This is a genomic window from Pseudomonas sp. GW821-FHT02A11 (assembly GCF_059421985.1).
On sequence record NZ_JBWKWB010000010.1, the window covers coordinates 1 to 26,332 of the forward strand.

Below are 26,332 nucleotides of genomic sequence, written 5' to 3' on the forward strand. Positions count from 1 at the left end.
CAGCTCAACCCATTGATTTTGCTGAAGGAAGCGCTTGGCTATGAACCTGCGCAACAATTAACGCAGACATAGCCAATGAATTCGCTCCCACGGGTTAAACCGCGTGGCGGCTGAGTCTGGTTTGAACCCACAGAAAACGTGTCGCTATCTCACGCATCCCGCAACAGGTCATGCGCATCCAGCAACCGCCAGGCGATCTCGGGGCGTTTTTCCAGGCCTCGGCGGATGGCGGCGGGAATCGCTGCGCGGGTCTTGCGGCACATGCCCGGCAGGTCGGCGATGTCGATGGCGATGCCACGCATGGTGCGCACTTCGTTGAAGCCGGGGCCGATCTCAAGGCGGATGCCCAGCAGCTGGAACATGCGCCGCTGCATGTGTTCCAGGTCATCGAGGCTGGCGATGTTTTCCAGTCGATCGAGCAGGCGTTTTTCTTCCTGACGGGTCAGGTTGAGGATGCGCAGATCCGTGCCGGTGGTTTCCAGCAGACGTTCACGGTCGCAGATGCAGGCGCCGGGCGGGCAGGGGGAGCGGATCGGCAGTGTGGGGGTCATGGGCTCCGATCATAACGAGGGCCATCCGGGAATTACAGATCATTCGATCTGCGCCCTGACCGCCGCGCGAATCGCCTCCAGCAACATCATGCACGCCGGGTTGTCGTTGTCCGAGCGCCACACCAGATGCAGCTCGCTCTGCACCCCTTCGCCCAGATCGATGTCGCGAAACACCACGTTCTTGAACACCACATTGGTCGCGCAGCGGGGCACCAGCGCCAGGCCCATACCGGCGTTGACCAGCGCCAGAATGGTCAGCGACGAACCCAGCCATTGCACGTATTCGGGCGCAACCTGAGCCGAGCGCAGGGTGCCGGTCAGCAGTTCGTTGAATGGCGGGTAGGCCGAGTGCGAATACATCAGAAACGGCTGGGCATCGAGGTCCTGCACGCTCACGGTTTGGGCGCTGGCCAACGGGTGGCTGCTCGGTACTGCCAGCACGAAAGGTTCGCGCACTAGGCATTCGGTCTCGTAGCCCGATTGCAGCAGCGGCGCCCGCACGATGCCCAGATCGATGCGTCGCGCGCGCAGGGCTTCGTGTTGGGAGTAGGTATTCATCTCGGTCAGGGAGATTTTCACGTGGGGCTGCTTCAGCCGCGCTTCGGCGATGACCCGGGGCAGAAACTCGTACACCGCGCTGCCGACGAAGCTGATCGTCACCGAGCCGATGTCGCCTTCGGCAAAGCGCCGGGCGGCGATGGCCGCTTGTTGAGCGCGTTCCAGCAAGTGCTGGGCTTCGATGAAAAACGCGCGCCCGGCGGCGGTGAGGGCGACGCTGCGGGTGCTGCGGGTAAACAGGTCGACGCCCAGATGATGCTCCAGCAACTGGATCTGCCGACTCAGAGGCGGCTGGGTCATGTTCAGGCGCTCAGCGGCGCGGCGAAAGTTGAGCTCGGTCGCCACCGTGGTGAAGCAGCGCAGTTGGGCCAGTTCGAACATTGATATATTCCGGGTATCAATCGACAGTCAATCTAGATTAGACGGGAACAATACCCCAGTCCATCATCGGCACATCCCCAAAAAAACAATGAACGGGAGTTGCCACTTGAATACCCCATCCTCGCCTGCGGTCCTTGCCCGTGCGGCCGTCAAGGTCAAACGGCATGTGTTGCCGCTGTTCGTCATCATGTTCATCGTCAACTACATCGACCGGGTGAACATCGGCTTCGTGCGCAGCCACATGGAAACCGATCTGGGCATCGGCGCAGCCGCTTACGGGCTGGGCGCTGGTCTGTTCTTCGTCGGTTACGCGTTGTTTGAAGTGCCCTCCAACATGCTGCTGCAGCGCTTCGGCGCCCGCGCCTGGCTGACGCGGATCATGCTCACCTGGGGCGCGGCGGCGATGGCGATGGCTTTCGTGCGCGGCGAAACCAGCTTCTATGTGCTGCGTTTCATCCTCGGCGCCGCGGAGGCAGGCTTCTTCCCCGGCATCATTTATTACTTCACCCAGTGGTTGCCTTCGACTGAGCGCGGCAAGGCCATGGCCATCTTCCTCAGCGGCTCGGCAGTGGCGTCGGTGATTTCCGGGCCCGTGTCCGGAGCGCTCTTGGGCATTAACGGCCTGAGCCTGCACGGTTGGCAGTGGATGTTTCTGATCGAAGGGTTTGCCTCGATTGCCTTGTGCGGTTTCGTCTGGTTCTGGCTGCAGTCTCACCCTCGCGAAGCGAAATGGCTGACCGAAGAAGAGAAGAGCGCACTGATCAGTGCGGTGGCAGCGGAACAACGGGCCCGTGAGGCGGCGCAGGTGGTCAAACCGTCGATCTTCAAGCTGCTGGCGGATCGGCAGATTCTGCTGTTCTGTTTCATCTATTTCTCGGTGGCCTTGACGATCTACGGCGCGACGTTCTGGCTGCCCAGCATGATCAAGAAAATGGGCAGCATGAGCGACTTCGAAGTCGGCCTGTTCAACTCGATTCCGTGGATCATTTCCATCGTCGCCATGTACGGCTTCGCCGCCCTGGCCGCGCGCTTCAAGCATCAGCAGGCGTGGGTCGCGGTGACCCTGGTGATCGCGGCGTGCGGGATGTTCATGTCCACCGTCGGCGGGCCGGTATTTGCCTTCGTCGCCATCTGCTTTGCTGCGATAGGGTTCAAGGCCGCGTCGGCGTTGTTTTGGCCCATTCCCCAGGGCTATCTGGATGCGCGCATCGCCGCAGCAGTGATTGCCCTGATCAACTCCATCGGCAACCTGGGCGGGTTCGTCGCGCCCACGGCTTTCGGTTTTCTGGAGCAGACCACCGGCTCCATTCAGGGCGGTCTGTATGGCCTGGCGATTACCTCGCTGGTGGCTGCGGTGGTGATCTTCTTCGCCCGCACCACGCCCAAAGGCGACCCGCATCGCCTCCCGCTTGAACCGGCCGCTTCGTTGCGCGCCGCCAGTTCCCTGAGCTCCAACCCAAGCCTCAAACCCTGATTGACCGGGAGAAGTCTTTTGAAAATCACGCGCGTCACTGTCACCCCGATCGCATTTCGCGACCCACCGCTGCTCAACGCCAGCGGCATCCACGAACCCTTCGCCCTGCGTTCGATCATCGAAATAGAAAGCGACAACGGCTACATCGGCTTGGGCGAAAGCTACGGCGATGCTCCGGCGCTGGCGATCCAGCAGCAGGTGCAGAGCCAGTTGATTGGCATGGACCCGTTCAACCTCGCGCAGCTCAAGGCCGTGGTCAAGGCCACAGTCGCCGCGCACAAACCGGCAAGCATCGCCGGGGCCGAGCTGGCGCCGGGCTCTCATGCGAGCAAGGCGGTGAGCAACGCCTATTCGGCGTTCGAAGTGGCGTTTCTCGACCTGCAGGCGCGTTCGATGAACCTGCCGCTGGTGGACTTGCTCGGGGGCGCGGTGCGCGATCAGGTGCCATTCAGTGCGTATCTGTTTTTCAAGTATGCGCAGCACGCCGATTCGCCCTATGCGCCGGACAGTTGGGGGGAGGCCCTGAGCGAAACGCAGATCGTCGCTCAGGCGCGGCGGATGATCGAGGCGTATGGCTTCAAGAGCATCAAGCTCAAGGCCGGCGCACTGGCCCCGGAGCACGAAGTGTCATGCATCAAGGCGCTGAAAAAGGCGTTTCCCGGCTACCCGCTGCGTATCGATCCGAATGGCAATTGGTCGCTGGATACCTCCATTCGCATGGCCGAATTACTCGGCGATGACCTGCAATATTATGAAGACCCGACCCCAGGCCTCGATGGCATGGCCGAGCTGCACCGGCGCACCGGGCTGCCGCTGGCGACCAACATGGTGGTCACCGATTTCGACGAGTTCCGCCGTAGCGTGGCGCAGAACAGCGTGCAGATCGTTCTGGCCGATCACCATTACTGGGGCGGCCTGCGCGACACCCAGGCACTGGCGAAAATGTGCGAAACCTTCGGGCTGGGTGTGTCGATGCATTCCAACTCGCACTTGGGCATCAGCCTGATGGCCATGGCCCATGTGGCGGCAGCGGTGCCGAATCTGGATTTCGCCTGCGACACCCACTACCCGTGGCAAGAGCCGGATGAAGAGGTGATCAAGGGCGGCAAACTGCCGATCGTCGATGGCTGCGTGAAGATCACCCGTGATCCTGGGCTGGGCCTGGAGCTGGATTACGACCAGTTGGGCAAGCTCAACGATCAGTACCTGACGTGCGGCATTCGCTCCAGGGATGACGTGAAGCAGATGCAAAAATACAAACCGGACTGGAAGGCGGTAAAGCCTCGTTATTAGGGCAGGATGGTCTCCGATGAGGATCTGACAGACCGCATTCGCTGCCGTCGTAATCTCCGACGTCTCCTACAGGGTCTGTGGCAGCCACAGTATTGTGACGAGCAATAACCTTGTAGGAGCTGCCGGAGCTGTGCGACAGCCGCGAAAGCGATGTGTCAGACCTACCGCTGTCGCTGCCGTCGTAACCTCCGACGTCTCCTACAGGGTCTGTGGCAGCCACAGCATAGTGACGAGCACGAACCCTGTAGGCGCTGCCGGAGCTGTGCGACAGCCGCGAAAGCGATGTGTCAGACCTAACCGCTGTCGCTGCCGTCGTAACCTCCGACGTCTCCTACAGGGTCTGTGGCAGCCACAGTATTGTGACGAGCAATAACCTTGTAGGAGCTGCCGGAGCTGTGCGACAGCCGCGAACGCGATGTGTCAGATCTAACCGCTGTCGCTGCCGTCGTAACCTCCGACGTCTCCTACAGGTTCGATGCCAGCTTAAGTACGGGCTGGGCCGTGAGGCTGATATGATCGGTATTTCGCTCGAAGCCCTCACCGATGTCTCTGCAATCGCACCCCATCCAGATCAATGAAATCCGCCCCGACGAAATCCCCGAAGTCGTGGATTTCGTTATGCGGGCTCGATCCGCGATGTTCCCGATGTTGGACGCCGTGATGCCGGACGACCTGCAGCATTTCGCAAGCACTTACCTCAACGCCGGCGGCGGGCGATTTCTGATCGCTCGTCAGGGTGACCGGCTGCTAGGCGCCATCGGTTATCTGCCTTACGACGGGCGCTTTTCCCAGCTCGATTACCAGCGCCTTCGGGTGGTGGAGGTCGTGCGGCTGTTCATCGACCCCGCTGTACGACGCCTGGGCCTTGCCGCACGGCTGTTCACGGCTTTGAAAGCGTCCGCCATCGGGCAAGGCGTTGAGGTGCTTTACCTGCACACCCATCCGTTTCTGCCCGGTGCCATCGCGTTCTGGCAGCGTCAGGGGTTCGCGATCATCGACGTCGAAGATGACCCGCTGTGGCAGACCACCCACATGCAATGCCCGCTCTGAGCGGCCGCTCGCGTAATAAATCGAACGCTGTCGCTTGTCCGGTTTCGAACCAACAGACCCTCTGCAGTCATTCTGGAGACGCGATGATGATCGGTTCACGCAAGGTATTGATGCACCTGGTGTTGATGACTGCGGCGACGGCCTCCATGGGCGCCATGGCGCAGTCTTTCGAGGCTACCCCGCTGATGATTGCCGCGTCAGGCATTGGTGGCGGGGGCGGTGGCGCGGGTGCCGCGGGTGGGGGAGCGGCCGGGGCTGGGGCCGCGGGCAGTGGCTCATCGGCTACCGGCGCTGCCGGCACCAATGGCACCAATAGCAGCAACACCAATGCCACCGGAACCAATGGCACCAACGCCAACGGCACCAATGCAGCCCACACCAATGGCAGCAACAGCAGCAATACCAACGCCAATGGCACCAACGGGACGAACGCTAACGGTACCGACGCTGCCCACACCAACGGCAGTAACAGCAGCAACACCAACGCCACGGGCACCAACGGCACCAATGCCAACGGCACGAACGCAAGCGGCACCAATGGCACAAACGCCAATGGCACGAACGCCAACAGTACGAATGGCAGCAACACTCAGACCACCAACCCTGCATTGCGCCAAGGCACCGGTGGCACGGCCACGCAGCCCGCTGTTTCCAGCGATCCCCTGCAACAGCAACGTCAGCAGAGCGGGGAGCGGATGATCATGGAGCGCAAGGGGCAAGTGCAGGACGCCAATTGAGGCATTGGACCCCATGCCCGATGGGAGCCCGGAGTTGACCGGCTCCCCCCTCAAAAACGGGTAACAATTCCCACCCGCACAAAGCATCCATCCGCAGCACGTCTGTTCAAGACCCTGAAGTCCCAGCGCGACACTATGTCTTCATTCCTCGCCCCTGGCCGTCTTCACGCCGTGGCGATTTCCGATGAAGGTGTTGGTGGGCAATGAGCTATTCGACTTTCAATGACCGCTCGCAAGACCTGGGCCTGCTGTTTCTGCGGACCAGCGGTGCGTCGTTTCTGCTGTTCGTTCACGGGCTGCCCAAGCTGCTGGACTTCAAGGCGCAAATGGTGCTGATCGAAGACCCGTTTCACATGGGCGCGGCGCTGACCCTGAGCATGGCGATCTTTGCCGAAGTGCTGTGCCCGCTGCTGATTCTGACCGGCGTGCTGGCGCGTCTGGCGTGCTTGCCTATTCTGTTTCTACTGCTGGTGGCGCTGGTCGTGGTGCACAGCGAGTGGAGCGTGGAGCAGGGGCAGTTCGGCTGGTTGCTCATCATCATCTTTGCCAGTGTGCTGATCGCCGGACCTGGCCGTCTGGCGCTCAAAGTCCGTCTCCCGGGAGCGCTTCGCTATGCCTGATTCCGCCATCTCCGCCGATGTCACCCCGACGTCGAAACTCTCATCCGACGAGATCGTCACGCTGGTGGTCAAGCACCGCGTCAAGGCGGGCCTTGAGGCGCAATACGAAGCCTGGTTACGCCGCACCGTGGCGATTGCCAGCACCTATCCCGGGCATCTGGGGGTCGATGTCATTCGCGGCAAGGCGGACGGTTTGCACATGTTTACCTGCGTGCTGCGCTTCTGTTCGACCGATGTGATGCAGAGCTGGCTCGACTCCTCCCAGCGCCGCGAACTGGTCGCCGAGGCCGCACCGATGCTGGCCGATGGCGACTTCACCGAGGTCAATCGTCACAACGAATTCTGGTTCGTGCCCGCCAGCGACACGCCACCGCCGCCGCGCTGGAAGCAGGCCGTGGTGACCTTTTTCGTGATCTGCCCGCTGACCCTGCTGATCCCGCTGCTGTGGGGGCCGGTGTTTCGCGCCTTCCCGCCACTGGGCAACTACGTGATCAGCACCGCGCTGGTCACCGTGACCATCGTGCTGCTGGTGGTGTATCTGCTGATGCCTCAGGCCACCCGACTGGCCGCGCCCTGGCTGAACGCCAGACCTGAGCCGGCTGCAGGCGCCGATCATGAAGGATGACGCCAACGAGGATCTGCCTGCCAGCACCGAGCGTCGCGATTTCGTCGCCAAGGGCTCACTGCTCAGCGCCGCCGCCGCGATCCTTTCTTCACTCCCTGTCACCGGCTTTGCGGTCGGTGCGTCCAAATCTTCTGCCCCCGGAGGCGCGATGAACGTCGATCTGATTCTCTTCAACGGTAACTTTCACACGGTCGATCAGGAAAAACCCAGGGCCAGTGCCGTGGCCATCAGCGGGGGCAAGTTCGTTGCCGTGGGCAGCGATGCCGAGATCATGGCCCTGCGCAGCAACGCCACGCAGGTCATCGATCTGCACAAGCGCACGATGATCCCCGGCCTCAACGACTCGCACCTGCACCTGATCCGTGGCGGCCTGAACTACAACCTGGAACTGCGCTGGGAAGGCGTGCCGTCCCTGGCCGACGGCTTGCGCCTGCTCAAGGAACAGGCAGACCGCACACCGACGCCGCAATGGGTGCGCGTGGTCGGTGGCTGGAACGAATTCCAGTTCGCTGAAAAACGCCTGCCGACCATCGAAGAGCTGAACCAGGCCGCGCCGGACACCCCGGTATTCGTGCTGCATTTGTACGATCGTGCGCTGCTCAACCGCGCCGCCCTGCGCGTGGCCGGTTACACCCGCGACACGCCGAACCCGCCGGGCGGTGAGATTGTGCGTGACAGCAATGGCGATCCGACCGGCATGCTGGTCGCCCGTCCCAACGCGATGATTCTATACTCCACGCTGGCCAAGGGGCCGAAGCTGCCGCTGGAATACCAGGTCAACTCGACCCGTCAGTTCATGCGCGAGCTGAACCGTCTGGGCCTGACCAGCGCCATCGACGCCGGTGGCGGCTTCCAGAACTACCCGGATGACTACCAGGTGATCACCCAGCTGGCCGAGGCCAAGCAGCTGACGGTGCGCATCGCCTACAACCTGTTCACCCAGAAACCGAAAGAAGAACTGGCTGACTTCAAGCACTGGACCAGCACCGTCAAGCTGCATCAGGGCGACGATTTCCTGCGTCACAACGGCGCCGGCGAAATGCTGACCTTCTCGGCAGCCGACTTCGAAGACTTCCTCGAACCCCGCCCGGACCTGCCGCAAGGCATGGAGCAGGACCTTGAGCCTGTCGTGCGTCATCTGGTCGAGCACCGCTGGCCGTTTCGCCTGCACGCCACCTATGACGAATCGATCTCGCGCATGCTCGACGTGTTCGAGAAGGTCAACAGTGACATCCCGTTCGGCGGCATCCCGTGGTTCTTCGACCACTGCGAAACCATTTCGCCGAAGAACATCGAGCGAGTGAAAGCACTGGGCGGCGGCATCGCCATCCAGGACCGCATGGCGTTCCAGGGTGAGTACTTCGTCGACCGTTACGGCAAGCGTGCCGCCGAGGCCACGCCCCCGATCAAGCGCATGCTGGCCGAAGGCGTGCCGGTGGGCGCTGGCACCGACGCCACGCGCGTGTCGAGCTACAACCCGTGGACTTCGCTGTACTGGATGGTCAGCGGTCGCACCGTCGGCGGCCTTGAGTTGTATCCGGAAGGGCTGTCTCGCGAAACCGCGCTTGAGCTGTTCACCCGTGGCAGCGCCTGGTTCTCCTCCGAGCAGGGCAAGAAAGGCCAGATCAAGGTCGGCCAGCTGGCGGACGTGGTGGCCCTGTCTCAGGACTTCTTCAGCGTGCCGGAAGAGTCGATCAAGTGGATCGAGTCAGTGCTGACCGTCGTCGACGGCAAGGTGGTCTACGCCACCCACGAGTTCGAAGACCTAGCGCCGCCGACCGTGCCAGTCCTGCCGGACTGGTCGCCGGTGGCGAAAGTGCCGGGTCACTGGCGGCAGGGCGCACCGATGGCCGCTGCCGTGCACCAGTGCAGCGGGCCGTGCGGTGTGCATGCCCACAGCCATGACAAGGCGCGCTTGTCCAAGGCCCCGGTCAGCGACTTCCAGGGTTTCTGGGGTGCGTTCGGCTGCTCGTGCTTCGCGTTCTGATCCACCGTTGAAACGCGCATGAAACCCTCGTCGGTGCACACCGGCGAGGCCTTGGGGCGGCGTGGTTCGCAGACCCTTGGGCAATGAAGAAACACACATGTCACTCACTCAATGGAGTCAATCATGACCGTTCCCTACAAGCGTCTGGATATCAACGATGCCGTCGTTCTGCTGGTCGACCACCAAACCGGTCTGATCTCGCTGGTGCAGGACTTCACGCCGAACGAGTTCAAGAACAACGTGCTGGCTCTGGCCGACTGCGCCAAGTTCTTCAAACTGCCGACCATCCTGACCACCAGCTTCGAATCCGGCCCGAACGGCCCGCTGGTACCTGAACTTAAAGAGATGTTCCCGGACGCCCCGTACATCGCACGCCCTGGCCAGATCAACGCCTGGGACAACGAAGATTTCGTCAAGGCGATCAAGGCCACCGGCCGCAAACAGCTGATCATCGCCGGTGTGGTGACAGACGTCTGCGTGGCGTTCCCGACCCTGTGCGCGCTGGAAGAAGGTTTTGACGTGTTCGTGGTCACCGATGCTTCTGGCACGTTCAACGAAGTGGTTCAGCAAGCGGCGTGGGCGCGTATGTCTGCCGCCGGCGCGCAACTGCTGAACTGGTTCGCCGTGGCCTGTGAGCTGCAACGCGACTGGCGCAACGACATGGAAGGCCTGGCCAACCTGCTGTCCCAGCGCATCCCGAACTACCGCAACCTGATCAACAGTTACACCACGTTCAGCAAGTAAGACGGGGTTAATGCCAGGGAGGGCGCCCCGATACAACTGACGCCGATGATCCCCTGTGGGAGCGAATTCATTCGCGAGATGGCAGTACATCCAAAACAGGTTTATCGGATGTACCGGCCTCTCGCGAATGAATTCGCTCCCACAGGTTTATTCAGGCGGTGATCAATCATTCAGGGTGTGTTGGATTACTGCGCAGCCCGCAACCCGGCCTTCACCTGCTCGAACACCGTCCCGCCCGAATCCTTGTCACCTGCCGCCTTGCTCTGCGAACCATCGGTGTCGATCCCCGCGAGGATCTCCGACAGGTTGTGGAAGTGCCCCTTGTCTTTTTTCGTCGTGGTCGAGTCATCGCTGCCGCTTTGTGCCAGCGCATCACTCAACGTCTGGTGCTGGGACAACCACTCAGGCGCGGCTTTTTCTTCGGGACTCATGTTGTCCAGAAACGCCAGTGCCGCCTTGGCGCGGCCGACCGGGTCGTTGGCGTAGGGGTCGGTGAAATACTTCTGCTGATCAGCTGGCCCGCTGTAATAACCGCTGGCCAGACGCTCCTGCTGACGCATCAGGCCCTTGGCTGCGGCCTGCTCATCGTCGCTGAACTTGCCGCCTTCGTTAGTCGCCACGGCGTACAGCGAGCGACGGTCCAGATCGCCCAGCAACGAATTGCGGTCGGTGTCAGTGCCATCGTACGGCTTGCCGCTATTGTTCATCAGCGCGTATTTGTCATCCATGCGTTTGCGCGCGTCGGTGGCGGCATCGGCGAAGCTCAAATCCTTGGAACTGGACACCGCGCCGGGCTGGGAAACGCCCAGCACCAAGGCGTCGGCGGCCATCCCCGAGCGCACCGGGAAGAAGGGCGAGTAGTTGGCGATGGAATGGCTGTACTGGGTGGAGGTGCTGGACAGGCTGACCGAGTCGGTGTTGCCGGTCTGGCTGTGGTCGTCGCTCTGATCGGTCGAGCGATTGACGCTGCTGCTGTCGGCGACAGTCTTGCGCGGGGCGGAACTGGCGTACGCCGCCAACGCTGCATTCGAGGAGTTGTTGACGATCATCCTGGCTTCCTTTGCAGTGGCGGCGCCAAAGGGGGCGCGCCTGAATCAGCTTGCGGTTTGACCCGTCGTCGTGTGGCGTCGGGCGTCAGTGTTGTTTTTCGTGGGCGACACAATACACGGGATTTGTATCGGGTCTGACAAGTTAGTCGGCCGTTTCCCACACAACTGAAGGGCGAACCAGGCTCTGATACGGCGTTTTGAAGGGTGTTAGACCTGGCAGGTATCAACTATTCCAAATTACGTCTTGGACGGTCTTTGTTAACGGCTTTACGCTTTGCCTCAAGGTCACCTCTGGTGACAGGTCACGGGAGCTGCTCAGTCATCCCGGCCAACTCATATATCAAGGTGCAAAGATGAAAATCGATTTGACTGGAAAACTGGCCATCGTCAGCGGCTCGACCGCCGGCATCGGTCTGGGCATTGGCAAGGCGTTGGCGCTGTCGGGGGCGACGGTGGTGATCATCGGCCGCGCTGCGGCGAAAGTGGAGGAGGCTATCGCCGCCATCAAGCGTGACGTGCCCGAAGCGCAATTGCGCGGCGTGGTGGCGGATCTCGGCACTGCCGAAGGCGCCCGGCATCTGTTTGCCGCCGAGCCTCGTGCGGACATCCTGGTGAACAACCTGGGCATCTTCAACGAAGTGGATTTCTTCGACACCCCCGATGGGGAGTGGAGCCGCTTCTACGAGACGAACGTTATCTCCGGTGTGCGCCTGGCGCGACATTACGTCGGCGACATGGTGGCAAATAAGTGGGGGCGGGTGATCTTCGTTTCGTCCGAGTCCGGCGTGGCGATTCCGGCCAACATGATCAACTACGGCACCACCAAGGCGGCCAATCTCGCCGTGTCCCACGGCCTGGCCAAGCGCTTGGCGGGCACTGGTGTGACCGTCAACGCGATCCTGCCGGGGCCGACCTTCACCGACGGCGTCGAAGAAATGCTCAAAGACGCGATTGCCGAGTCCGGTCGCAGCGCCCGCGATGAAGCCGATCACTTTGTCCGTCGCGCCCGGCCTTCGTCTATCATCCAGCGCGCAGCGGAGGTCGATGAGGTGGCCAATCTGGTCGCCTATCTGGCCTCTCCCTTGTCATCGGCTACCACCGGGGCGGCCTTGCGGGTCGATGGCGGCGTGGTCGACAGCCTGGCTATTTAATCGAACATTTTTTATTGGAGCAGCACCATGGCAAAAGCATCTGCAACCCTGCGTATCCCGGTTTCGGCGGACACGGTCTGGCAATTGGTGGGCGGTTTTCATTCCCTGCCGGACTGGCTGCCGTTCATTGCCAAGAGCGCGTCCGACGCCGGTGGCCGCGTGCGTCACCTGGCGACCCAGGACGGCGCTGAAATCAGCGAGCGTCTGCAATCCTTTGACGAGAAGGGCCGCACCTACAGCTACTCGATCACAAAGGGCCCGTTCCCGGTGACGGATTACATGGCGACTCTGAAGGTGACAGCTGAGGGCGATCAGGCCGCGCTGGTCGAGTGGTCGGGCTCGTTTACGCCGAACGGCATTTCCGATGCCGAGGCTGAGGCGCTGTTTCTGGGCATCTATCAGGGCGGGCTGGACGCGTTGAAAGGTAATTTCTGACGCATCAACCGGGCGGCGGGATTGCCCGGTTGCTTCAAAACCTGTGGGAGCGAATTCAGTCGCGAGACTCTGGTACATCCAAAAGAGATTCATCGGATGTAGGGGCCTCTCGCGAATGAATGCGCTCCCACAGATGACATTCCACCGTTCAAGTGCGCTTTAATTGTCGCTTAATCCGCAATGCTGAAACTCCGAACACGCGATTTATCCACGCGTGCCCGGACGTCAAACTTACCCGATCATTTGTCGCAGGAGAGGATGATGCTTGTTTCGGCCATCAACACCGTAGAGATACACGCCACCCAGGGTCGTTGCAGTGAGATCGGCGCGCGCGTACCGCATATGCTCGACGTGCTGAGAAACACCACCCCGTGTGTCGCCTATACCTTCGTGCCCAGCAACCTCGACGAAACGTCCTGGATCGTCAGCGGCTACTGGCAGTCCGAGACCCAGATGCACGCGCATTTCTCCCATCCCGAACTCAATGGCTTCATGGAACTGCTGCAGAGCGGCGCCATCAGCCACCTGCACTTCAACAGCTTCGTCGTCGAAGCGAGCGAAAAGGCGGCCTGACATGTCCCTCAACGAAGACATCCTCTTGGGCATCGACCTCAACCTCTTGCTGACCTTTCTGGTGATTTTCCGCGAGCGCAACGTCAGCGAGGCCGCGCGCCATCTGCGCGTGAGCCAGCCCGCCGTGAGCGGTTCGCTGGTGCGTCTGCGTCAGTGCTTCGATGATCCACTGTTCCTGCGTCGCAACCGCAAGATGCAGCCTACGCCCAAGGCCGAGGAAATCGCCGAAACCCTGCTGCCAGCCATGCAGCAGATCGAAGCGGTCATGCGCCACGCCTGACCGCTTCTTCATCGGCCAGCGGCTTTCGAAAGTCTCAGGTTTACGGTTCGCCTCTGGCGCGATCGCGTCTACCTTGGCGCTCGATACCACTCAGCGGATTGTGGAACTCGCCTTGTTGAAGTTGCACTTCGTAGGGTTGTTCATTGCATGGAGAACAGGGCGTAGGGTCTCTATCCGACGTGATCAAGGTGAAGGGCTTTCGAGCCATTTTTTGACGATAGCTTGATAGGTACCGTCTCGCTTGATCCGATCCAGTTCTGTCCTGAATCGTTCGACGGTTGCTTCTGGCGTCCCTGGACTGAACGCCATGTACAGCCCTTCTTCGCTGGATAGCTCGGGTAACGGCAGGGAGCGCACCATCGTCGTTTCGGGATCATCGCCATTTTTGCGCATCAGGTTAATAGCGTTGAGCTCGTTGGAGATCCACAGCTCAACGTGATCGACCTTTAGCTTGCGGTAGTTGTTCTCGTACATGCTACTGGATTGGAGCTCTTTGCCGACCTGGAACCCGTGGGCGATCAAGTACTGCTCACCGACGTCCTTGTTAACGGTCGCAATGTGATACTGACGTGCATCGTCGAGTGTTTTAAGCCAGATAGGTCTTTCGGAAAGGCTGTATAAAAACCAGGTGGTGGGTGCGATGGCGCCGACCCATTTGAAGAGATGTTCGCGCTCTGGGGTTCGCGCCATTGAATAGATCAGGACGTTGTCGGCATGTTGCGCCAGGTCATAGGCGCGCGCCCACGGCAGGATTTCGATCTTGGCGTCGAGCCCCACACCGGCCATGACTGCCTGCACGATTTCCGTACTCAGGCCGGTGACTTTGCCGTTTTCTGCCATGTTGTATGGCGGCAATTCTTCAGTCACCACTCGGATCTGGGCTGCGGCTGTATCTGCGGTGCAGCAGAGCCCTGAGACAGCGAGTAACAGGACAGCGCACGACAGTCTCAAAAATCGGGAAATCATTTTCACCTGTATCCGCGCCAAGTACGTGCTGGAATGACCCTTCTGCGCAGCGCAGCCACCAAAGTATCTCGTCGCCTCCTGGAAGACCAGTGGGAATACTTTTAATGACGAGCGTTGCGGCATAAACGCGCTCCTGTTAGCGATGGGTTGATTTTCTTTTAGTACAATTTTTATCCTGCAGCCAATTACTTATCGCCTCAACGAGTTCTGTTTTGCACGCCAACGGCCACCCATGCGCGCCGGGTAGACCTGCCACTGTAAGGTCAGCGCAGGTGGTGACGCAGACGAAGTGCTGATTTATTTTTCCGAAATGACCTGTAATACAATACGATTGCTCTCGGCGGGCCGGATCATGAGGATCGGCCCCCGGATTCGATTCGGCGGCCACTCGCTTTGCGGGGGCCGCAGCCATGACATTCAAAGGTCTTCAGGAATACAGCATGAAAGTATTACGCCAGGCGTCGTCTTTGCGACATCAAGTGCAGGATGCACTGCGCAATGAAATCATCTCCGGCCGCTTCAAGCCCGGCGATCGACTGGTGGAGCAGCAGCTGTACACCGCTTTGGACGTCAGCCGCACCTCGTTACGCGAGGCGTTGCGTCAACTGGAGGCCGAAGGTCTGGTGGAACAAGTGCCCCATCGCGGGGCCTACGTGGCCTCGGTCGACGCCAAGGACGCCGTGCAGATCTATGACGTGCGTGGCGCTCTGGAGGTCTTGGCCGTGCGGAATTTCGTGCGTTATGCCACGGATGAAGACGTCGGCGAACTGGCCGAGGTGTTCGATGAGTTCGCCGAGCAATCACGCACGACCAGTGTCGACGGCACGGCATTGCTGGACATCAAACGGCGCTTTTATCACGTGCTCCTCGATATCGAGCAGAGCCGGGTGGTCGGGGGGATGCTTGAGCAGCTCAACAATCGCGTGAGTCTGCTGCGGGCGTTGTCGCTTGGGCGTGAGGGGCGGATGCCGCATACCTTGGCCGAGCTGAAGGAAATCGTGCGCAATATCCAGCTGCGTGATGAGGACGGGGCGTGTGCGGCGGCTTTGCTTCACGTGGAAAATGCTTCCAGGAACGTGCTGGAGTTGTTGGCCGACAATGGCGGGCATACGGTCCAGTGACCGCGTGTCGACCCGTGCCTGAGCTGGCCTTTGCCGTCAGGCACCGCAAACCCGCTAGCGCTTCTGCAACCACCCCAAAAAATTGCTCTTCTTGACCGCCACCGGCTTGCGCAACAACACATGCTGGCTGGTCTGCTGACGGATCGCCTGAAGCTTATTCAGCGCCGTGGTGATCTCGACCCGCTGTTCCATCGCCTTGCGCGTAGCCGCCTTGTCGATCCGGTAAATCACACAAGAGGTCAGGGCGATAAAGCGCCCCTCCGACGGCGTGTCCGACAGCACACTCTGCTCGCCCATGACCTCACCGGGACCCATGCGCCCGGCTTCGACCATGTTATTGCCGTCCGGAACGTTGGCCGAGACCACCCCCGTGGCGATGACGAACAGACCGTCAGTCACCTCACCCACCTCGATGATCGTCTGCCCGGCGGTGTACTCGCGGGACACCATGGTCTGCGCCAGCTGATTCTTCTCTTCGGCGGTGCTGGTGCGAAACACCTTCACCTCATCCAGCAGCGCCCGGGGGCGTGAGACCTCCTCGGCCGTGGTTTCCGATTGCCAGGCGATGCCGGCCGCTTCCAGATGACGGTAGGCCAGGTCGAACAGCAAATTGCGCACATCGCTCTTGGTGCCCAGATCGCTGATGAAACCGGTCATGGAATATTCAATCGTGGTGGGGCTGGTGTCCTTGACCACCGCGCGGGCTTTGGGCGTCTGCAACAGGGCGCTGCAACCCTGCAGGGCGCGTTCCAGGGCATCGAGCACCCGGCGGGGGCGAATGTGCGGCGACATCATGATGTTGATCGACACGCCGTGAATATGGACCGGTCGGCTCAAGTTGACGATCTTGGCCTTGGCCGCCACCGAGTTGGGAATGACCACCATGGTGCCGACCCCGGTCAGCAGGTGCGTGGCACGCCAGTCGATGTCCATGACCTTGCCTTCCATGCCGTCGATGGAAATCGAGTCGTCGACCTGATACGGCTTGGTGGTGTTGAGGATGATCCCGGAAAACACGTCGCTCAGGGTGCTCTGCAAGGCCAGGCCGACGATGATCGCCATCGCGCCCGAGGTGGCGAGCAAGCCCTTGACTGGCAACTGCAGCACGTATCCCGCCGCCGCGACGATGGCGATCAGGAAGATCACCGCACCGATGACCTCCTGCAACAGGCGTCCGCTGTGGCCGACGCGGCCGGTCAGCAGCAACCCCAGCAATACGGTCAGGGTTCGCGCGGCGTACATCCACCAGACAATGGCCAGCGCCGTGGCGCCAAATTGCATGGCGCTGTTGTCCGGCCAGGCCGGGGCTTCCAACGGGCTGACTCCGGCGTTGATGATCACCAGGCTGTAGACGACGAAGCCGAGCAGACGAATGACGATGCGGGCCATGGTATTGCGGTCGGCGAGCAGGTGCCAGGCGAGCACGTCGGCCAGCAGTAACAGCAGGCTCCAGGCGAAGGAATAGTGAGGGACGTCTGAAGGCATGGTGGGCTTCCACTGAAAAAAGGCGGGCGCTGTGGCACGCGGATGTTAGGGATCGAGGGGGCGGGCTGTCTATAACCGATCGCGTGCGCCGTGGGCTCGCAAGCCGGGTCGCGAAAACGAGCACATTGCTTCAATCCCGCGCCCCTTGCGGGCTGCACCATCGAGCCCTCATTCCATCATTGTCCGTATCGAGGCCCTCTATGCGCTCATCCCTGCTTCCCCTCGCTCGCGCCGTCGGCCTGGGCGTGGCCCTGTGTTCGACGCTGACTTTCGCAGCGCCCCCTGCGCAACAGAAAACCCAGGTGCCCGGTTATTTCCGGCTGGCGGTGGGGGATTACGAAGTCACGGCGCTGTTCGATGGCTACAACGACCTCTCACCCAAGCTGCTCAAGGGCCTCAAGCCTGAGCAGATCCGCGCGCAACTGGCCCGCCACGCCATCGAAACTCCGGGCGTGCAGACCGCGTTCAACGCTTTTCTGATCAACACCGGCAAGAACCTGATTCTGGTCGACACCGGCGCTGGCCAGTGCATCGGTGAAACCGCTGGCATGCTCTCGCAGAACATCAAGGCGGCGGGGTATCAGCCGGAGCAGATCGACACGATCTTCCTGACCCACTTGCACCTGGATCACGTGTGCGGCCTGGTGGACGCCAACAAACAGCCGGTGTTCGCCAACGCCACGGTGTACGCCGCCAAGCCTGAAGCCGATTTCTGGCTCGACCCGGCGGCCCTGGCCCGCGCGCCCGAACAGGCCAAGGGCTATTTCAGGATCGCCCAGGATTCCACTGCGCCGTATGTCGCGGCGGGGCGTCTCAAGACCTTCATCCCCGGCCAGTCGCCGATTGCCGAGGTGCGCACCACCCTTGAAGCTGGCCACACCCCGGGCAGCACCACCTACCAGTTCACGTCCAAAGGCCAGAGCATCGTCTTCATTGGCGATCTGGTGCACAACCTGGCCGTGCAGTTCGATCATCCGGAGGTCAGCATCAGCTTCGATGAAAACAGCAAGAACGCCATTGCCAGTCGTGATGCAGTGTTCACCGAGGCTGCGAAAACCAAGGTCTGGGTCGCCGCCGCGCACTTGCCGTTTCCCGGTACCGGGCACATCGAAAGCATCGGCAAGCGCTTCCAGTGGGTGCCGGTGGAATATGGCCCGTACCAGCGCGCGGCGCACGTGCCGTTGATCGACTAGCATTGCGGGGGTCGCCTGAGTTCAGGGAGAGTGAGCCAGGGTGTGTAAAAACGTCGCGAGCGAAGGTGAGGCAAGGCAAAAACAGGCGAAAAACGGCCGGGGTCGCGACCGACTCCAGGTGTTCTAAATGAGCATTTTTCGCCTGTTTTTAACGCAGCATCATCGAGCGCAGCAGTTTTTACACACTCTGGAGCGATGGCGGCCACATCACTACTCAGACAGGACCGGACCTTGAGCGCACCCCAGATCACCCAGTTGAGCGGCGAGGCTTTTTCTGCCTTTCGCGTCCGTCAGCCCATGCCCGATCCGGAGACGATCATCGAGATTCCCTGCGTGGACGCCTTCTCGATCATCGTCCAGCTGCAGGATTTCTCGGCCCATCGCCTGTGGCGCGGACGCCGCCTGAGCTACTCCGGGGGCTATCGGCAGGGCAGTGTGTCGCTGCCGTTCATGGGCGATCAACTGCGCTGCCAGCACCGTTCCGGTTACGACAACCTGCGCCTGATCCTCCCGCGGCAGCTGCTTGACGATTTGCAGGCCGAGCAGGGCGGCAAGAAGATCGGCGTGTTTCGTTATGAGCAGGGCGGGGTTGAAGACCCGGTGCTGTATCACTTGGCTCAGGCGATGCTGCCGGCGTTGCAGCGACCGGACATGGCCAATCGGTTGTTCCTTGATCACCTGCTGCTGGCGATGGCCAGCCATGCCGTCGAACGCTACGGGCGCGTGGTGCCGGCTTCCGGCAAAACCCATGCAGCGCTGACGGCTGCGCAACTGGCGATTGCCAAGGAAATGATCGCTCATCACCTCGATGGCGAGCTGTCGGTGGAGCGCATCGCTCAGGAATGCTCGCTGACCCGCAGCCACTTTTCGCGGGCCTTCAAACAGGCTACCGGCATGGCGCCCCACGCCTGGCTGCTGCGCATGCGCGTGGAGCGGGCTCAGCAATTGCTGCGAGCGGTGCCGACCATTGCCATGGCGCAAATTGCCCAGGAGTGCGGGTTTGCCGACCAACCGCACCTGACGCGGGTCTTCACCCGTTTGACCGGAGAAACCCCCAGCGCCTGGCGCAGTCGGCAGCGCGGGACCGTCTTCTTGCCCCAATAGACCGATCAGGCGTTGCGCCCGCGGGTCACACTCACCAGCACGAATGCCAGCAGCGCCAGGGCAGGCAAACCTGCACCCAGCATCACCACGCCGCTCCAGCCGGCCTGTTCATACACGCTGCTGGCCAGGGCCGAGCCAATGGCGCCGCCGACGAAAATGCTGGTCATGTACAGCGCGTTCAAGCGCCCGCGGCTGGCAGGGTCAAGCGCGTAGATCGCCCGCTGGCCCAGCACCATGTTCATCTGCACGGCAAAGTCCAGCAGCACACCGGTGAGCGCCAGGCCGATCACGCTGTAACCCGGTTCAGTCAGCCCCAACAGGAAGGCGACGGGTGCCAGGATCATCGCCACCCACGAGGCGCGACGGGTATGCCCGGCATCGGCCAGACGCCCGGCCATCGGCGCTGCAATGGCCCCGATGGCGCCGACCAGTGCAAAGATCGCGATCTGGCTCTGGGACAAGCCGTGATGACGCGCCAGCTCCACCGGTGCAGCCGTCCAGAACAGGCTGAACGCAGCGAACAGCAGCCCTTGATACAACGCTCGCTGGCGCAGCACCGGATGCTTGCGCAGCAGTGTCAGCAGGGATTTGAGCAGTTGCCCGTAGGTCGCTTTGTGATCCGGGACCCGACGCGGGATGGTCAGCGCCAGCACAGTAATGATCGCCAGCATCAGTAACGCGGCGTAGATGAACACCGCGCGCCAGCCGAAATGGTCGGCGATCAGGCTCGACAGCGGCCGGGCCAGCAAAATGCCCAACAGCAGCCCGCTCATGATGCTGCCCACCACCTGACCACGCGAATGCTCAGGCGCCAGATGCGCCGCCAGCGGGATGAGCATCTGCACGGCCACCGAACTGAAGCCGATCAGCAGCGACACCAGCAGAAAGCCTTGGGCGTGGTGCAGGGTGGCCGCTGCAAACAGGCTGCCGGCGGCGACCACGGCGGTGGCGATCATCAGCCGACGGTTCTCGATCAAGTCCGACAGCGGCACCAGAAACAACAGGCCCAACGCGTAGCCGATCTGGGTCAGGGACACGATCAGGCTGGCACTGCCGCTGGCCAGGCCAAGGTCCGGCGCGATGAGTTCGACGATAGGTTGGGCGTAGTAAAGGTTGGCGACGATGGCGCCGCAGCAAAACGCAAACAGCAGCACCATGGCGCGGGTCAGCCCCGGTGCCGATGCCTGCAGCGTGGAAGTCAAGGGAGTGTTCATGTCAGTTCGCTCATGTCAGTGAAACGAGGCAGGTCGAGGCGACCCGTTCATGGCGACGACGTTAAGGCAGCCCAGGCCTGCGCAGTAGAGGAGCGCGACGCAAAAGGCCGTTGCGTACAGCGCAATGGCCCAAGCGCTTTATCTGTCATTAACTCGGCCATGGTCATGAAGTTGATGGCGCTATTCGGAGGAATACCCAATGCCATCCTCCGACTCAAGTACCCGACTGCAACTACCCGACTGCAACTACCCCTACAGGTAATATCGGTTAATCCTTTTTACTGATTAGATGAACGCTGATTAAAAATGGGTCAGCTGCATTGAGTGCGTTCGCACGGTTTACCGGTGAACACATTCGATGTCACCAGGGCGTGCGAATCCACTCTAAGGACTGCGTGAATACGATGATAAGTCTAGGTCAGGCTACCGTGTCCCTGGAACTCAGGGATGTTTTCAAAGACGGCGTTGCCCTGCGCATTGGCACTCGTGCATTCGATATTCTCGAGCTGCTTATTCGCCATCAGGGCCACCTGGTGAGCAAAGAGCAGATCCTTCAGTGTGTTTGGCCAGACACGGTCGTCGAAGAAAACAACTTGCAGGTGCACATCTCCGGGTTGCGCAAGGCGCTAGGCAGTGATCGCGGCTTGATCCGCACCATTCCCGGACGCGGCTACATGCTGCTGGGCGGAGAGGTCGCAGCGCACGGCGCAGGCCTTCACGATGAAGCCGCCACCGCGCAACGTTTGCGCACCGTGGGCGGCAATCGCCTGGCAGCGGCCATCGATCTGGTGGGACGCTGCGCCTTGCTCGATGAGGTCAATGCCGCCCTGGCCGATGTTCATGCGCTCATCACCCTGATCGGCCCCGGCGGCGTGGGCAAGACCAGCCTTGCCGTGGCCCTGGGGCAGCAGCGTCTGGAGCGGGGCGAAATCCCAGTGTACTTCGTGCCCTTGGCTCAGGTCGCCAGCACCGAGCGCCTGCCCGAAGCCCTGGCGGTTGCGCTGGGCGTGGAGGCGGGCGGGCTTGAGGCGCTGATTCACCACCTGATCGAACATCCCGGCCTGATCATTCTCGACAACTGCGAACACCTGATCGATCAGGTGGCAGGCGTCGTCGAGCAGCTGCTGCAAGGCGTGGCAGGCATCCGCATTCTGGCCACCAGCCGCGAGCCCTTGCGCATCGCCGGTGAGCGCAGCCTGCAAGTCCCGCCACTGACCGTGACAGGCGCCGACGCGTCGCGCCAGAGCATTCTCGAAACCGGCTCGGCGCAGTTGTTTTTGCGGCACTGGCGGGCGCTGGATTGCCAAATGGTCAACATCAGTGACCCTGAGCTGGACGACTACAGCATTGAGCTGGTGGGCGAGGTCTGTCGGCGTCTGGACGGCATGCCTCTGGCATTGGAAATGGCTGCGGCACGGGCGTGTGCGCTGGGTCTGTATCAGTTGCTCGAAAGTCTCGATGAAAGCCTGCACCTGCTGGCCGCCAGCCTGCGTACGGCCCCGGCGCGTCAGCAGACGTTGCACGCCTCACTGGCCTGGAGTTATCGCCTGCTGAGTCAGGACGAACGCGCGGTGCTGCGGCTGCTGGCCGATCTGGACGGCCAGTTCACCCTGGAACAGGCCTGTCACGCGCTGCAATGCGCGACGTTGGCCCGTTCGTGCATCATGGATTGCATGGTTCGTCTGGCCACCAAGTCGCTGCTGATGGTGTCGGCCCAGGGGCCCTTCCGGTTTTACCGCATGTCGGCCGCGACCCGCGCCTGCCTGCGGGTGGTGCAGTCGCAAGAGATTACCGGCGCAACCCTCAAGTTCGACCCGCGTTACAACTATGCGGCGTCTATGCTGGCTACGGCGCCCGACTTCGGGGCTGTGCCCGTCAGCCCCGGCGGGTATCATGCCCGGCATCAGAGAGTACTGGCGGTCAGCCGCTAAACGACGGAAGTGTGTATGAGAGTGACCCCCAGGGTGTATGTGGTTGATGACGACGCCGCCATCCGGACCGCGCTGCAGCGTCTGCTGAGCTCGGAAGACATTGCCTGCAACGTGTTTGAAAGCGCCGAGGCGTTTCTCGCGCAAACACTGGACCCCGCACCGACCTGCCTGCTGCTCGACGTCAATCTGGCCCAAGGCACCGGCTTCGACCTGCAAGATGAACTGCAGTCTCGCGGCCAGCGTTTCCCGATCATCTTCATGACCGGTTACGGCACCATCGCCATGTCGGTCAAGGCCATCAAGGCCGGCGCCCATGAGTTCCTGACCAAGCCCTTCGAGCCTGAACATCTGCTGGATCAGGTGCGCCAGGCGCTGGCCGCCGATGCCCGCAATCTCTGCGAACGTGGCCTGGTGTGCGACGCCCGTGAGCGCTTCAACCAACTGACGCCGCGCGAGAAACAAGTCATGGCGCTATTGATCACCGGCAAGATGAACAAGCAAATTGCCTCGGAACTGGGCACCAGCGAAGTCACCGCAAAAGTTCATAAAAAGCACGTCATGACAAAGATGAATGCGTGCAATGTCATCGAACTATTGAAGATGCACGAGCGCCTTGGCGAAGGCTTTGAATGAATACCGCACAAATATCCATGTGCGCAGAATTAAACTTCATATGTCATGCCACATGCCATTAGGGCCAACTAGGAAGGCAACAAAGTTCAGCTTATGATTCGTGCCGCCGCTGTTGCTGGCGGCCCTCCTTTCTGGGGGCATTTTGCGTTTGGCGCACTGCGGCGGCATCGCGATGCGACGGCATTCACTGTGAGCGTCGGCAAGGGCATTCATGAGCAGCTTCTCCAATCCTCCAGACGAACCCGCGTTTGCCAACGAGCCCTATGGCCCCGAGTGGTTACAGCAACTCGTCTGGGCGCCGCTGCTGGTTGATGGGGAGCTGACCCATCACCGGGTGACTTCAAAGCAGCACATCGATCGACACTGGCGCGTGGTCAGGGCCGCACGCCGGGCAGGGGAGCATGTCACCCGGCGCCTCGAACACGAGTTCTCGCTGGCTGATCGCCTTGCGCCGCAATGGGCGCTGCAGCCGCTGGCGCTATTGTTTTGCGACGACGACTCGCTATTGGTGCTGACCGACCCTGGTGGCCAGTCGCTGCATGAGCTGGACGACCAGCCGTATTCCATCGAACGCTTTCTGCACTTGGCCACTGGCGCCGCTGCTGCCCTGACCGAAGCCCATGCCCACGGCCTGCTGCACCGCGACATCAAACCGTGCAATCTGGTCGAAGGCAGCGACGGCGGGGTGCGCCTGAGTGGCTTTGGCCTGAGCGTCGAGGCGCACCCATGCGGGCATATGTCGGTGTCGGACTCAATCTGCGGCACGCTGGCCTACATGTCGCCCGAGCAGGCACGCAGGGTCGAGCGTCGCGCCGATCAGCGCAGTGACCTGTATTCCCTGGGCATGACCTTTTACGAGTGGCTGGCTGGCCATTTGCCGTTCGAAGCCCGTGATCCGGTGGAGTGGGTCTACTGCCACGTGGCGCGCCAGCCGCCTGCACTGAGCCTGACGCGCGGGGACATTCCACCAGCACTGTCGCAGCTGGTGCACAAGCTCATCGCCAAGAACCCCGACGATCGCTACCAAAGCGCCGGCAGCCTGCTGGCCGATCTGCGTTCCTGTCATTGCCAATGGCGGCACCTGCGAGACATCCCCGAGCTGGCGATGGATCGTTCGGACCTGCGCGACACGGCCTATCGTTACGCGCTAATGGCTCAGGCGCGTTCGCGGGAAACGATTCTGGCCTCGCGCACGTCAATCACCATCCCCGGCGGTCAGGACACGCTGGACATGTCGTCGGTGATGAAAGCTGCCCAGGCTCTGAACGAGGAGACCGATCAGGACCGTTTGATCGAGCTGCTGCTGGACACCACGATGATGCACGCCGGGGCCGAGCGCGCCTTGCTGATGCTGGTCAAGAACGACGCGCCGCTGGTCTGCGCCATCGGCCGTGTCTGCGATGAGGGCCTGCGCATTGAACTGACCGATCAGGTCCCCGGCGTGCAGCTGTTGCCGGTGTCGATCCTGTACCGGGTCATGCGCACCCAGCAGCGGCTGATCATTGACGACGTCAGCGCCGACCCTTATTTCGGTGACGACGAGTACATTCACCAACAGCCGGTACGCTCGGCGCTGTGCCTGCCGTTGCTCAAGCAGCGTCAGGTGATCGGCGTCTTGTACCTGGAAAACAATCTGGCGCCGGGGGTGTTCACGGCCAGTCGTTCCGGGGTGCTGGAGCTGTTGGCCGGGCAGGCGGCGATATCGCTGGAGACCGCCCGTTTGCGCCATGAGCTGATGGAAGAAAACGCCCGTCGGCAGGACATCGAGACGGCCCTGCGCACGGCCCGGGCCAAACTGGCGCAGGTGTCGCAGGTCACGGTGATGGGCGAGCTGGCGGCGTCCATCGCCCATGAAATCAACCAGCCACTGGCATCCATGGTCTCTAATGCCGCCGCCAGTCTGCGCTGGCTCAGTCGCGAAACGCCGCGCATCGACGAAGCCTTGTCTGGGCTTCGCGACATCGTTCAGGACGGCAAGCGCGCCGGGGACATCGTCAACGCGCTGCAATCGCTGGCCAGGCAGGGCGCGCAACAGCGTAGACGCTTGCTGATCAACGACGTGATTCGTCACGTGGTGGCGCTGACCCTGGTCGAGGTCGAGCAGCAGCGGGTGCTGATGACCACGCACCTGACCCGCTCGCCGCTGCAGGTCAGCGGGTCGAGCGTGCAACTGCAGCAGGTGGTGCTCAATCTGATCCTCAATGCGCTGGACGCCATGAGCCCCGGCGATCAGGTGCTGCGCAGGCTGTCGATCACCAGCGAAGCGGTGGGCAACGACTACCTGGTGGTGAGCGTCGAAGACACCGGCCCAGGCATTGATCCTGAAGATCTGGACAAAGTGTTCAATGCCTTTTTCACCACCAAGGACAAAGGCATGGGCATGGGGCTGGCGATCTGCCGTACGATCATCCATGCCCATGGCGGCCGTTTGTACGCGATACCCGCGCGTTACGGCGGCGCCACCTTCGTGTTCACGCTGCCGGCGGTGGTGTAGGCGTCGACGAGTAAGGCCAGGTCGAGATCAACAGCTGCTCGCAGAACCCGCCGGCGTTCATGTGGTGCGCATGGAACGACAGCACGTCGGCATTGATGGTGCCCAACGTGCTCTGTGGCCGATGCAATTGCCCGGACGCCAGGGTGTGCAAAAACTTGATCTTGAAGCCGGGCTCCCGAGGAAATGCGCTGAGCACCCGTGCCAGGACGCCGGGGCAGAACGCCTGGCAGTGGGTGCCGAGCAAGTCGGTTTCCACGGCGGCGGCGAGCAGGGCGGTGAGTGCCGGTTTGCAGTGGGGAATGCCGGGCGTGGTGTGCAGGGCGACGGCGTCCCAGACTTCGGCGATGTCCGCCCGCGAGCGACCGTAGCCCCGCAGAAACTGCGCTGCCGCATCGGCGCTGTCGACCTCGAAGCGCTGCTGCGAATCGCGATAAAGGGTGGTCACGCCAATGCGCAGAAACAGCGCGCCGATGTACAGAAGCTCAGGGTCGTAGCGCAGGTCGCGGCTTTGCCCCACAAGGCAGGCGAAGACAAAAGTGCGCTGGGCTGAATCGAACATCAGCCCCGATTGGGTCTCGCGCATCAACTCGGTCGCCGCGCGTGCCATCGCGCTTTCCGGAATCGAGATTCCAGCAACGTATCGGGTGGTCACTGGCATCCCTCGCAGCGAACCGGGTTTCACA

Annotated in this window: 25 protein-coding genes; 18 read left to right on the forward strand and 7 right to left on the reverse strand. The window is 61.6% G+C overall.

Features of this window, described 5'->3' with window-relative positions; translation table 11 throughout:
• Positions 1 to 149: 149 nt before the first annotated feature.
• Together AC07V9_RS15830 and AC07V9_RS15835 are read right to left on the reverse strand one after the other, a co-directional pair.
• Positions 150 to 551: a hypothetical protein gene (locus AC07V9_RS15830; RefSeq protein WP_495016614.1), complete on the reverse strand. Its 402-nt coding sequence runs from the start codon at positions 549 to 551 to the stop codon at positions 150 to 152.
• Positions 552 to 590: 39 nt separating this feature from the next.
• Positions 591 to 1,490: a LysR family transcriptional regulator gene (locus AC07V9_RS15835; RefSeq protein ID WP_495016615.1), complete on the reverse strand. Its 900-nt coding sequence runs from the start codon at positions 1,488 to 1,490 to the stop codon at positions 591 to 593.
• An 88-nt stretch (positions 1,491 to 1,578) separates the two neighbouring features.
• On the opposite strand from AC07V9_RS15835, the gene AC07V9_RS15840 reads away from it, so the two are divergent.
• The 8 genes from AC07V9_RS15840 (at position 1,579) to ycaC (ending at position 10,020) form a co-directional block, all read left to right on the forward strand.
• Positions 1,579 to 2,964 carry an MFS transporter gene (locus tag AC07V9_RS15840; RefSeq protein WP_495016616.1) on the forward strand — a complete coding sequence of 462 codons (1,386 nt, stop codon included), beginning with the start codon at positions 1,579 to 1,581 and terminating at the stop codon, positions 2,962 to 2,964.
• Between the two features lie 18 nt (positions 2,965 to 2,982).
• Positions 2,983 to 4,257 carry a glucarate dehydratase family protein gene (locus AC07V9_RS15845; protein WP_495016617.1) on the forward strand — a complete coding sequence of 425 codons (1,275 nt, stop codon included), beginning with the start codon at positions 2,983 to 2,985 and terminating at the stop codon, positions 4,255 to 4,257.
• 543 nt (positions 4,258 to 4,800) lie between these two features.
• Entirely contained in the window at positions 4,801 to 5,307 is a 507-nt protein-coding gene (locus AC07V9_RS15850) for a GNAT family N-acetyltransferase (protein WP_495016618.1), read from the forward strand.
• 83 nt (positions 5,308 to 5,390) lie between these two features.
• The gene (locus AC07V9_RS15855) at positions 5,391 to 6,044 is read left to right on the forward strand and encodes a hypothetical protein (RefSeq protein WP_495016619.1); all 654 of its coding nucleotides are present in this window, start codon (positions 5,391 to 5,393) and stop codon (positions 6,042 to 6,044) included.
• A gap of 203 nt (positions 6,045 to 6,247) precedes the next feature.
• A complete protein-coding gene (locus tag AC07V9_RS15860; RefSeq protein WP_495016620.1) occupies positions 6,248 to 6,664 on the forward strand; it encodes a DoxX family protein in 417 nt (138 codons plus the stop codon).
• The gene (locus AC07V9_RS15865; RefSeq protein ID WP_495016621.1) at positions 6,657 to 7,289 is read left to right on the forward strand and encodes an antibiotic biosynthesis monooxygenase; all 633 of its coding nucleotides are present in this window, start codon (positions 6,657 to 6,659) and stop codon (positions 7,287 to 7,289) included. Before AC07V9_RS15860 ends, AC07V9_RS15865 begins: the two co-directional genes overlap by 8 nt.
• Before the next feature lie 148 nt (positions 7,290 to 7,437).
• Positions 7,438 to 9,276: an amidohydrolase gene (locus AC07V9_RS15870; protein WP_495016772.1), complete on the forward strand. Its 1,839-nt coding sequence runs from the start codon at positions 7,438 to 7,440 to the stop codon at positions 9,274 to 9,276.
• Between the two features lie 123 nt (positions 9,277 to 9,399).
• Positions 9,400 to 10,020 (forward strand): isochorismate family cysteine hydrolase YcaC, encoded by a 621-nt coding sequence (gene ycaC, locus AC07V9_RS15875; protein WP_495016622.1) that lies wholly within the window; start codon positions 9,400 to 9,402, stop codon positions 10,018 to 10,020.
• A gap of 185 nt (positions 10,021 to 10,205) precedes the next feature.
• On the opposite strand, the gene AC07V9_RS15880 is transcribed toward ycaC, so the two are convergent.
• Positions 10,206 to 11,069: a hypothetical protein gene (locus AC07V9_RS15880; RefSeq protein ID WP_495016623.1), complete on the reverse strand. Its 864-nt coding sequence runs from the start codon at positions 11,067 to 11,069 to the stop codon at positions 10,206 to 10,208.
• 353 nt (positions 11,070 to 11,422) lie between these two features.
• Here AC07V9_RS15880 and AC07V9_RS15885 point away from each other — a divergent pair, with 353 nt between their 5' ends.
• The 4 genes from AC07V9_RS15885 (at position 11,423) to AC07V9_RS15900 (ending at position 13,508) form a co-directional block, all read left to right on the forward strand.
• On the forward strand, positions 11,423 to 12,220 hold the full coding sequence (locus tag AC07V9_RS15885; RefSeq protein WP_495016624.1) for an SDR family NAD(P)-dependent oxidoreductase: 798 nt from the start codon (positions 11,423 to 11,425) through the stop codon (positions 12,218 to 12,220).
• A gap of 27 nt (positions 12,221 to 12,247) precedes the next feature.
• Positions 12,248 to 12,655: an SRPBCC family protein gene (locus tag AC07V9_RS15890; protein ID WP_495016625.1), complete on the forward strand. Its 408-nt coding sequence runs from the start codon at positions 12,248 to 12,250 to the stop codon at positions 12,653 to 12,655.
• Between the two features lie 261 nt (positions 12,656 to 12,916).
• On the forward strand, positions 12,917 to 13,228 hold the full coding sequence (locus AC07V9_RS15895) for an antibiotic biosynthesis monooxygenase (RefSeq protein ID WP_495016626.1): 312 nt from the start codon (positions 12,917 to 12,919) through the stop codon (positions 13,226 to 13,228).
• Position 13,229: 1 nt separating this feature from the next.
• The gene (locus AC07V9_RS15900) at positions 13,230 to 13,508 is read left to right on the forward strand and encodes a LysR family transcriptional regulator (RefSeq protein ID WP_495016627.1); all 279 of its coding nucleotides are present in this window, start codon (positions 13,230 to 13,232) and stop codon (positions 13,506 to 13,508) included.
• A 183-nt stretch (positions 13,509 to 13,691) separates the two neighbouring features.
• On the opposite strand, the gene AC07V9_RS15905 is transcribed toward AC07V9_RS15900, so the two are convergent.
• The gene (locus AC07V9_RS15905) at positions 13,692 to 14,474 is read right to left on the reverse strand and encodes a substrate-binding periplasmic protein (RefSeq protein WP_495016773.1); all 783 of its coding nucleotides are present in this window, start codon (positions 14,472 to 14,474) and stop codon (positions 13,692 to 13,694) included.
• A gap of 440 nt (positions 14,475 to 14,914) precedes the next feature.
• On the opposite strand from AC07V9_RS15905, the gene AC07V9_RS15910 reads away from it, so the two are divergent.
• A complete protein-coding gene (locus tag AC07V9_RS15910) occupies positions 14,915 to 15,595 on the forward strand; it encodes a GntR family transcriptional regulator (RefSeq protein WP_495016628.1) in 681 nt (226 codons plus the stop codon).
• A 54-nt stretch (positions 15,596 to 15,649) separates the two neighbouring features.
• On the opposite strand, the gene AC07V9_RS15915 is transcribed toward AC07V9_RS15910, so the two are convergent.
• Positions 15,650 to 17,080: a mechanosensitive ion channel domain-containing protein gene (locus tag AC07V9_RS15915; protein ID WP_495016629.1), complete on the reverse strand. Its 1,431-nt coding sequence runs from the start codon at positions 17,078 to 17,080 to the stop codon at positions 15,650 to 15,652.
• A gap of 200 nt (positions 17,081 to 17,280) precedes the next feature.
• Here AC07V9_RS15915 and AC07V9_RS15920 point away from each other — a divergent pair, with 200 nt between their 5' ends.
• Together AC07V9_RS15920 and AC07V9_RS15925 are read left to right on the forward strand one after the other, a co-directional pair.
• Complete coding sequence (locus AC07V9_RS15920) at positions 17,281 to 18,273, forward strand: MBL fold metallo-hydrolase (RefSeq protein ID WP_495016630.1); 993 nt, start codon at positions 17,281 to 17,283, stop codon at positions 18,271 to 18,273.
• A 231-nt stretch (positions 18,274 to 18,504) separates the two neighbouring features.
• On the forward strand, positions 18,505 to 19,377 hold the full coding sequence (locus tag AC07V9_RS15925; RefSeq protein WP_495016631.1) for an AraC family transcriptional regulator: 873 nt from the start codon (positions 18,505 to 18,507) through the stop codon (positions 19,375 to 19,377).
• Positions 19,378 to 19,382: 5 nt separating this feature from the next.
• Here the strand turns inward: AC07V9_RS15925 and AC07V9_RS15930 are convergent, their stop codons facing one another.
• Complete coding sequence (locus AC07V9_RS15930; protein WP_495016632.1) at positions 19,383 to 20,591, reverse strand: MFS transporter; 1,209 nt, start codon at positions 20,589 to 20,591, stop codon at positions 19,383 to 19,385.
• A gap of 428 nt (positions 20,592 to 21,019) precedes the next feature.
• Here AC07V9_RS15930 and AC07V9_RS15935 point away from each other — a divergent pair, with 428 nt between their 5' ends.
• The 3 genes from AC07V9_RS15935 to AC07V9_RS15945 all read left to right on the forward strand — a co-directional run bounded on the left by AC07V9_RS15935 (position 21,020) and on the right by AC07V9_RS15945 (position 25,649).
• The gene (locus AC07V9_RS15935) at positions 21,020 to 22,522 is read left to right on the forward strand and encodes an ATP-binding protein (RefSeq protein WP_495016633.1); all 1,503 of its coding nucleotides are present in this window, start codon (positions 21,020 to 21,022) and stop codon (positions 22,520 to 22,522) included.
• A 15-nt stretch (positions 22,523 to 22,537) separates the two neighbouring features.
• Entirely contained in the window at positions 22,538 to 23,155 is a 618-nt protein-coding gene (locus AC07V9_RS15940) for a response regulator transcription factor (protein WP_495016634.1), read from the forward strand.
• 211 nt (positions 23,156 to 23,366) lie between these two features.
• The gene (locus tag AC07V9_RS15945) at positions 23,367 to 25,649 is read left to right on the forward strand and encodes an ATP-binding protein (RefSeq protein ID WP_495016635.1); all 2,283 of its coding nucleotides are present in this window, start codon (positions 23,367 to 23,369) and stop codon (positions 25,647 to 25,649) included.
• On the opposite strand, the gene AC07V9_RS15950 is transcribed toward AC07V9_RS15945, so the two are convergent.
• A complete protein-coding gene (locus AC07V9_RS15950) occupies positions 25,627 to 26,256 on the reverse strand; it encodes a phosphohydrolase (RefSeq protein WP_495016636.1) in 630 nt (209 codons plus the stop codon). The two genes, AC07V9_RS15945 and AC07V9_RS15950, sit on opposite strands and share 23 nt — an antisense overlap.
• Positions 26,257 to 26,332: the final 76 nt, after the last annotated feature.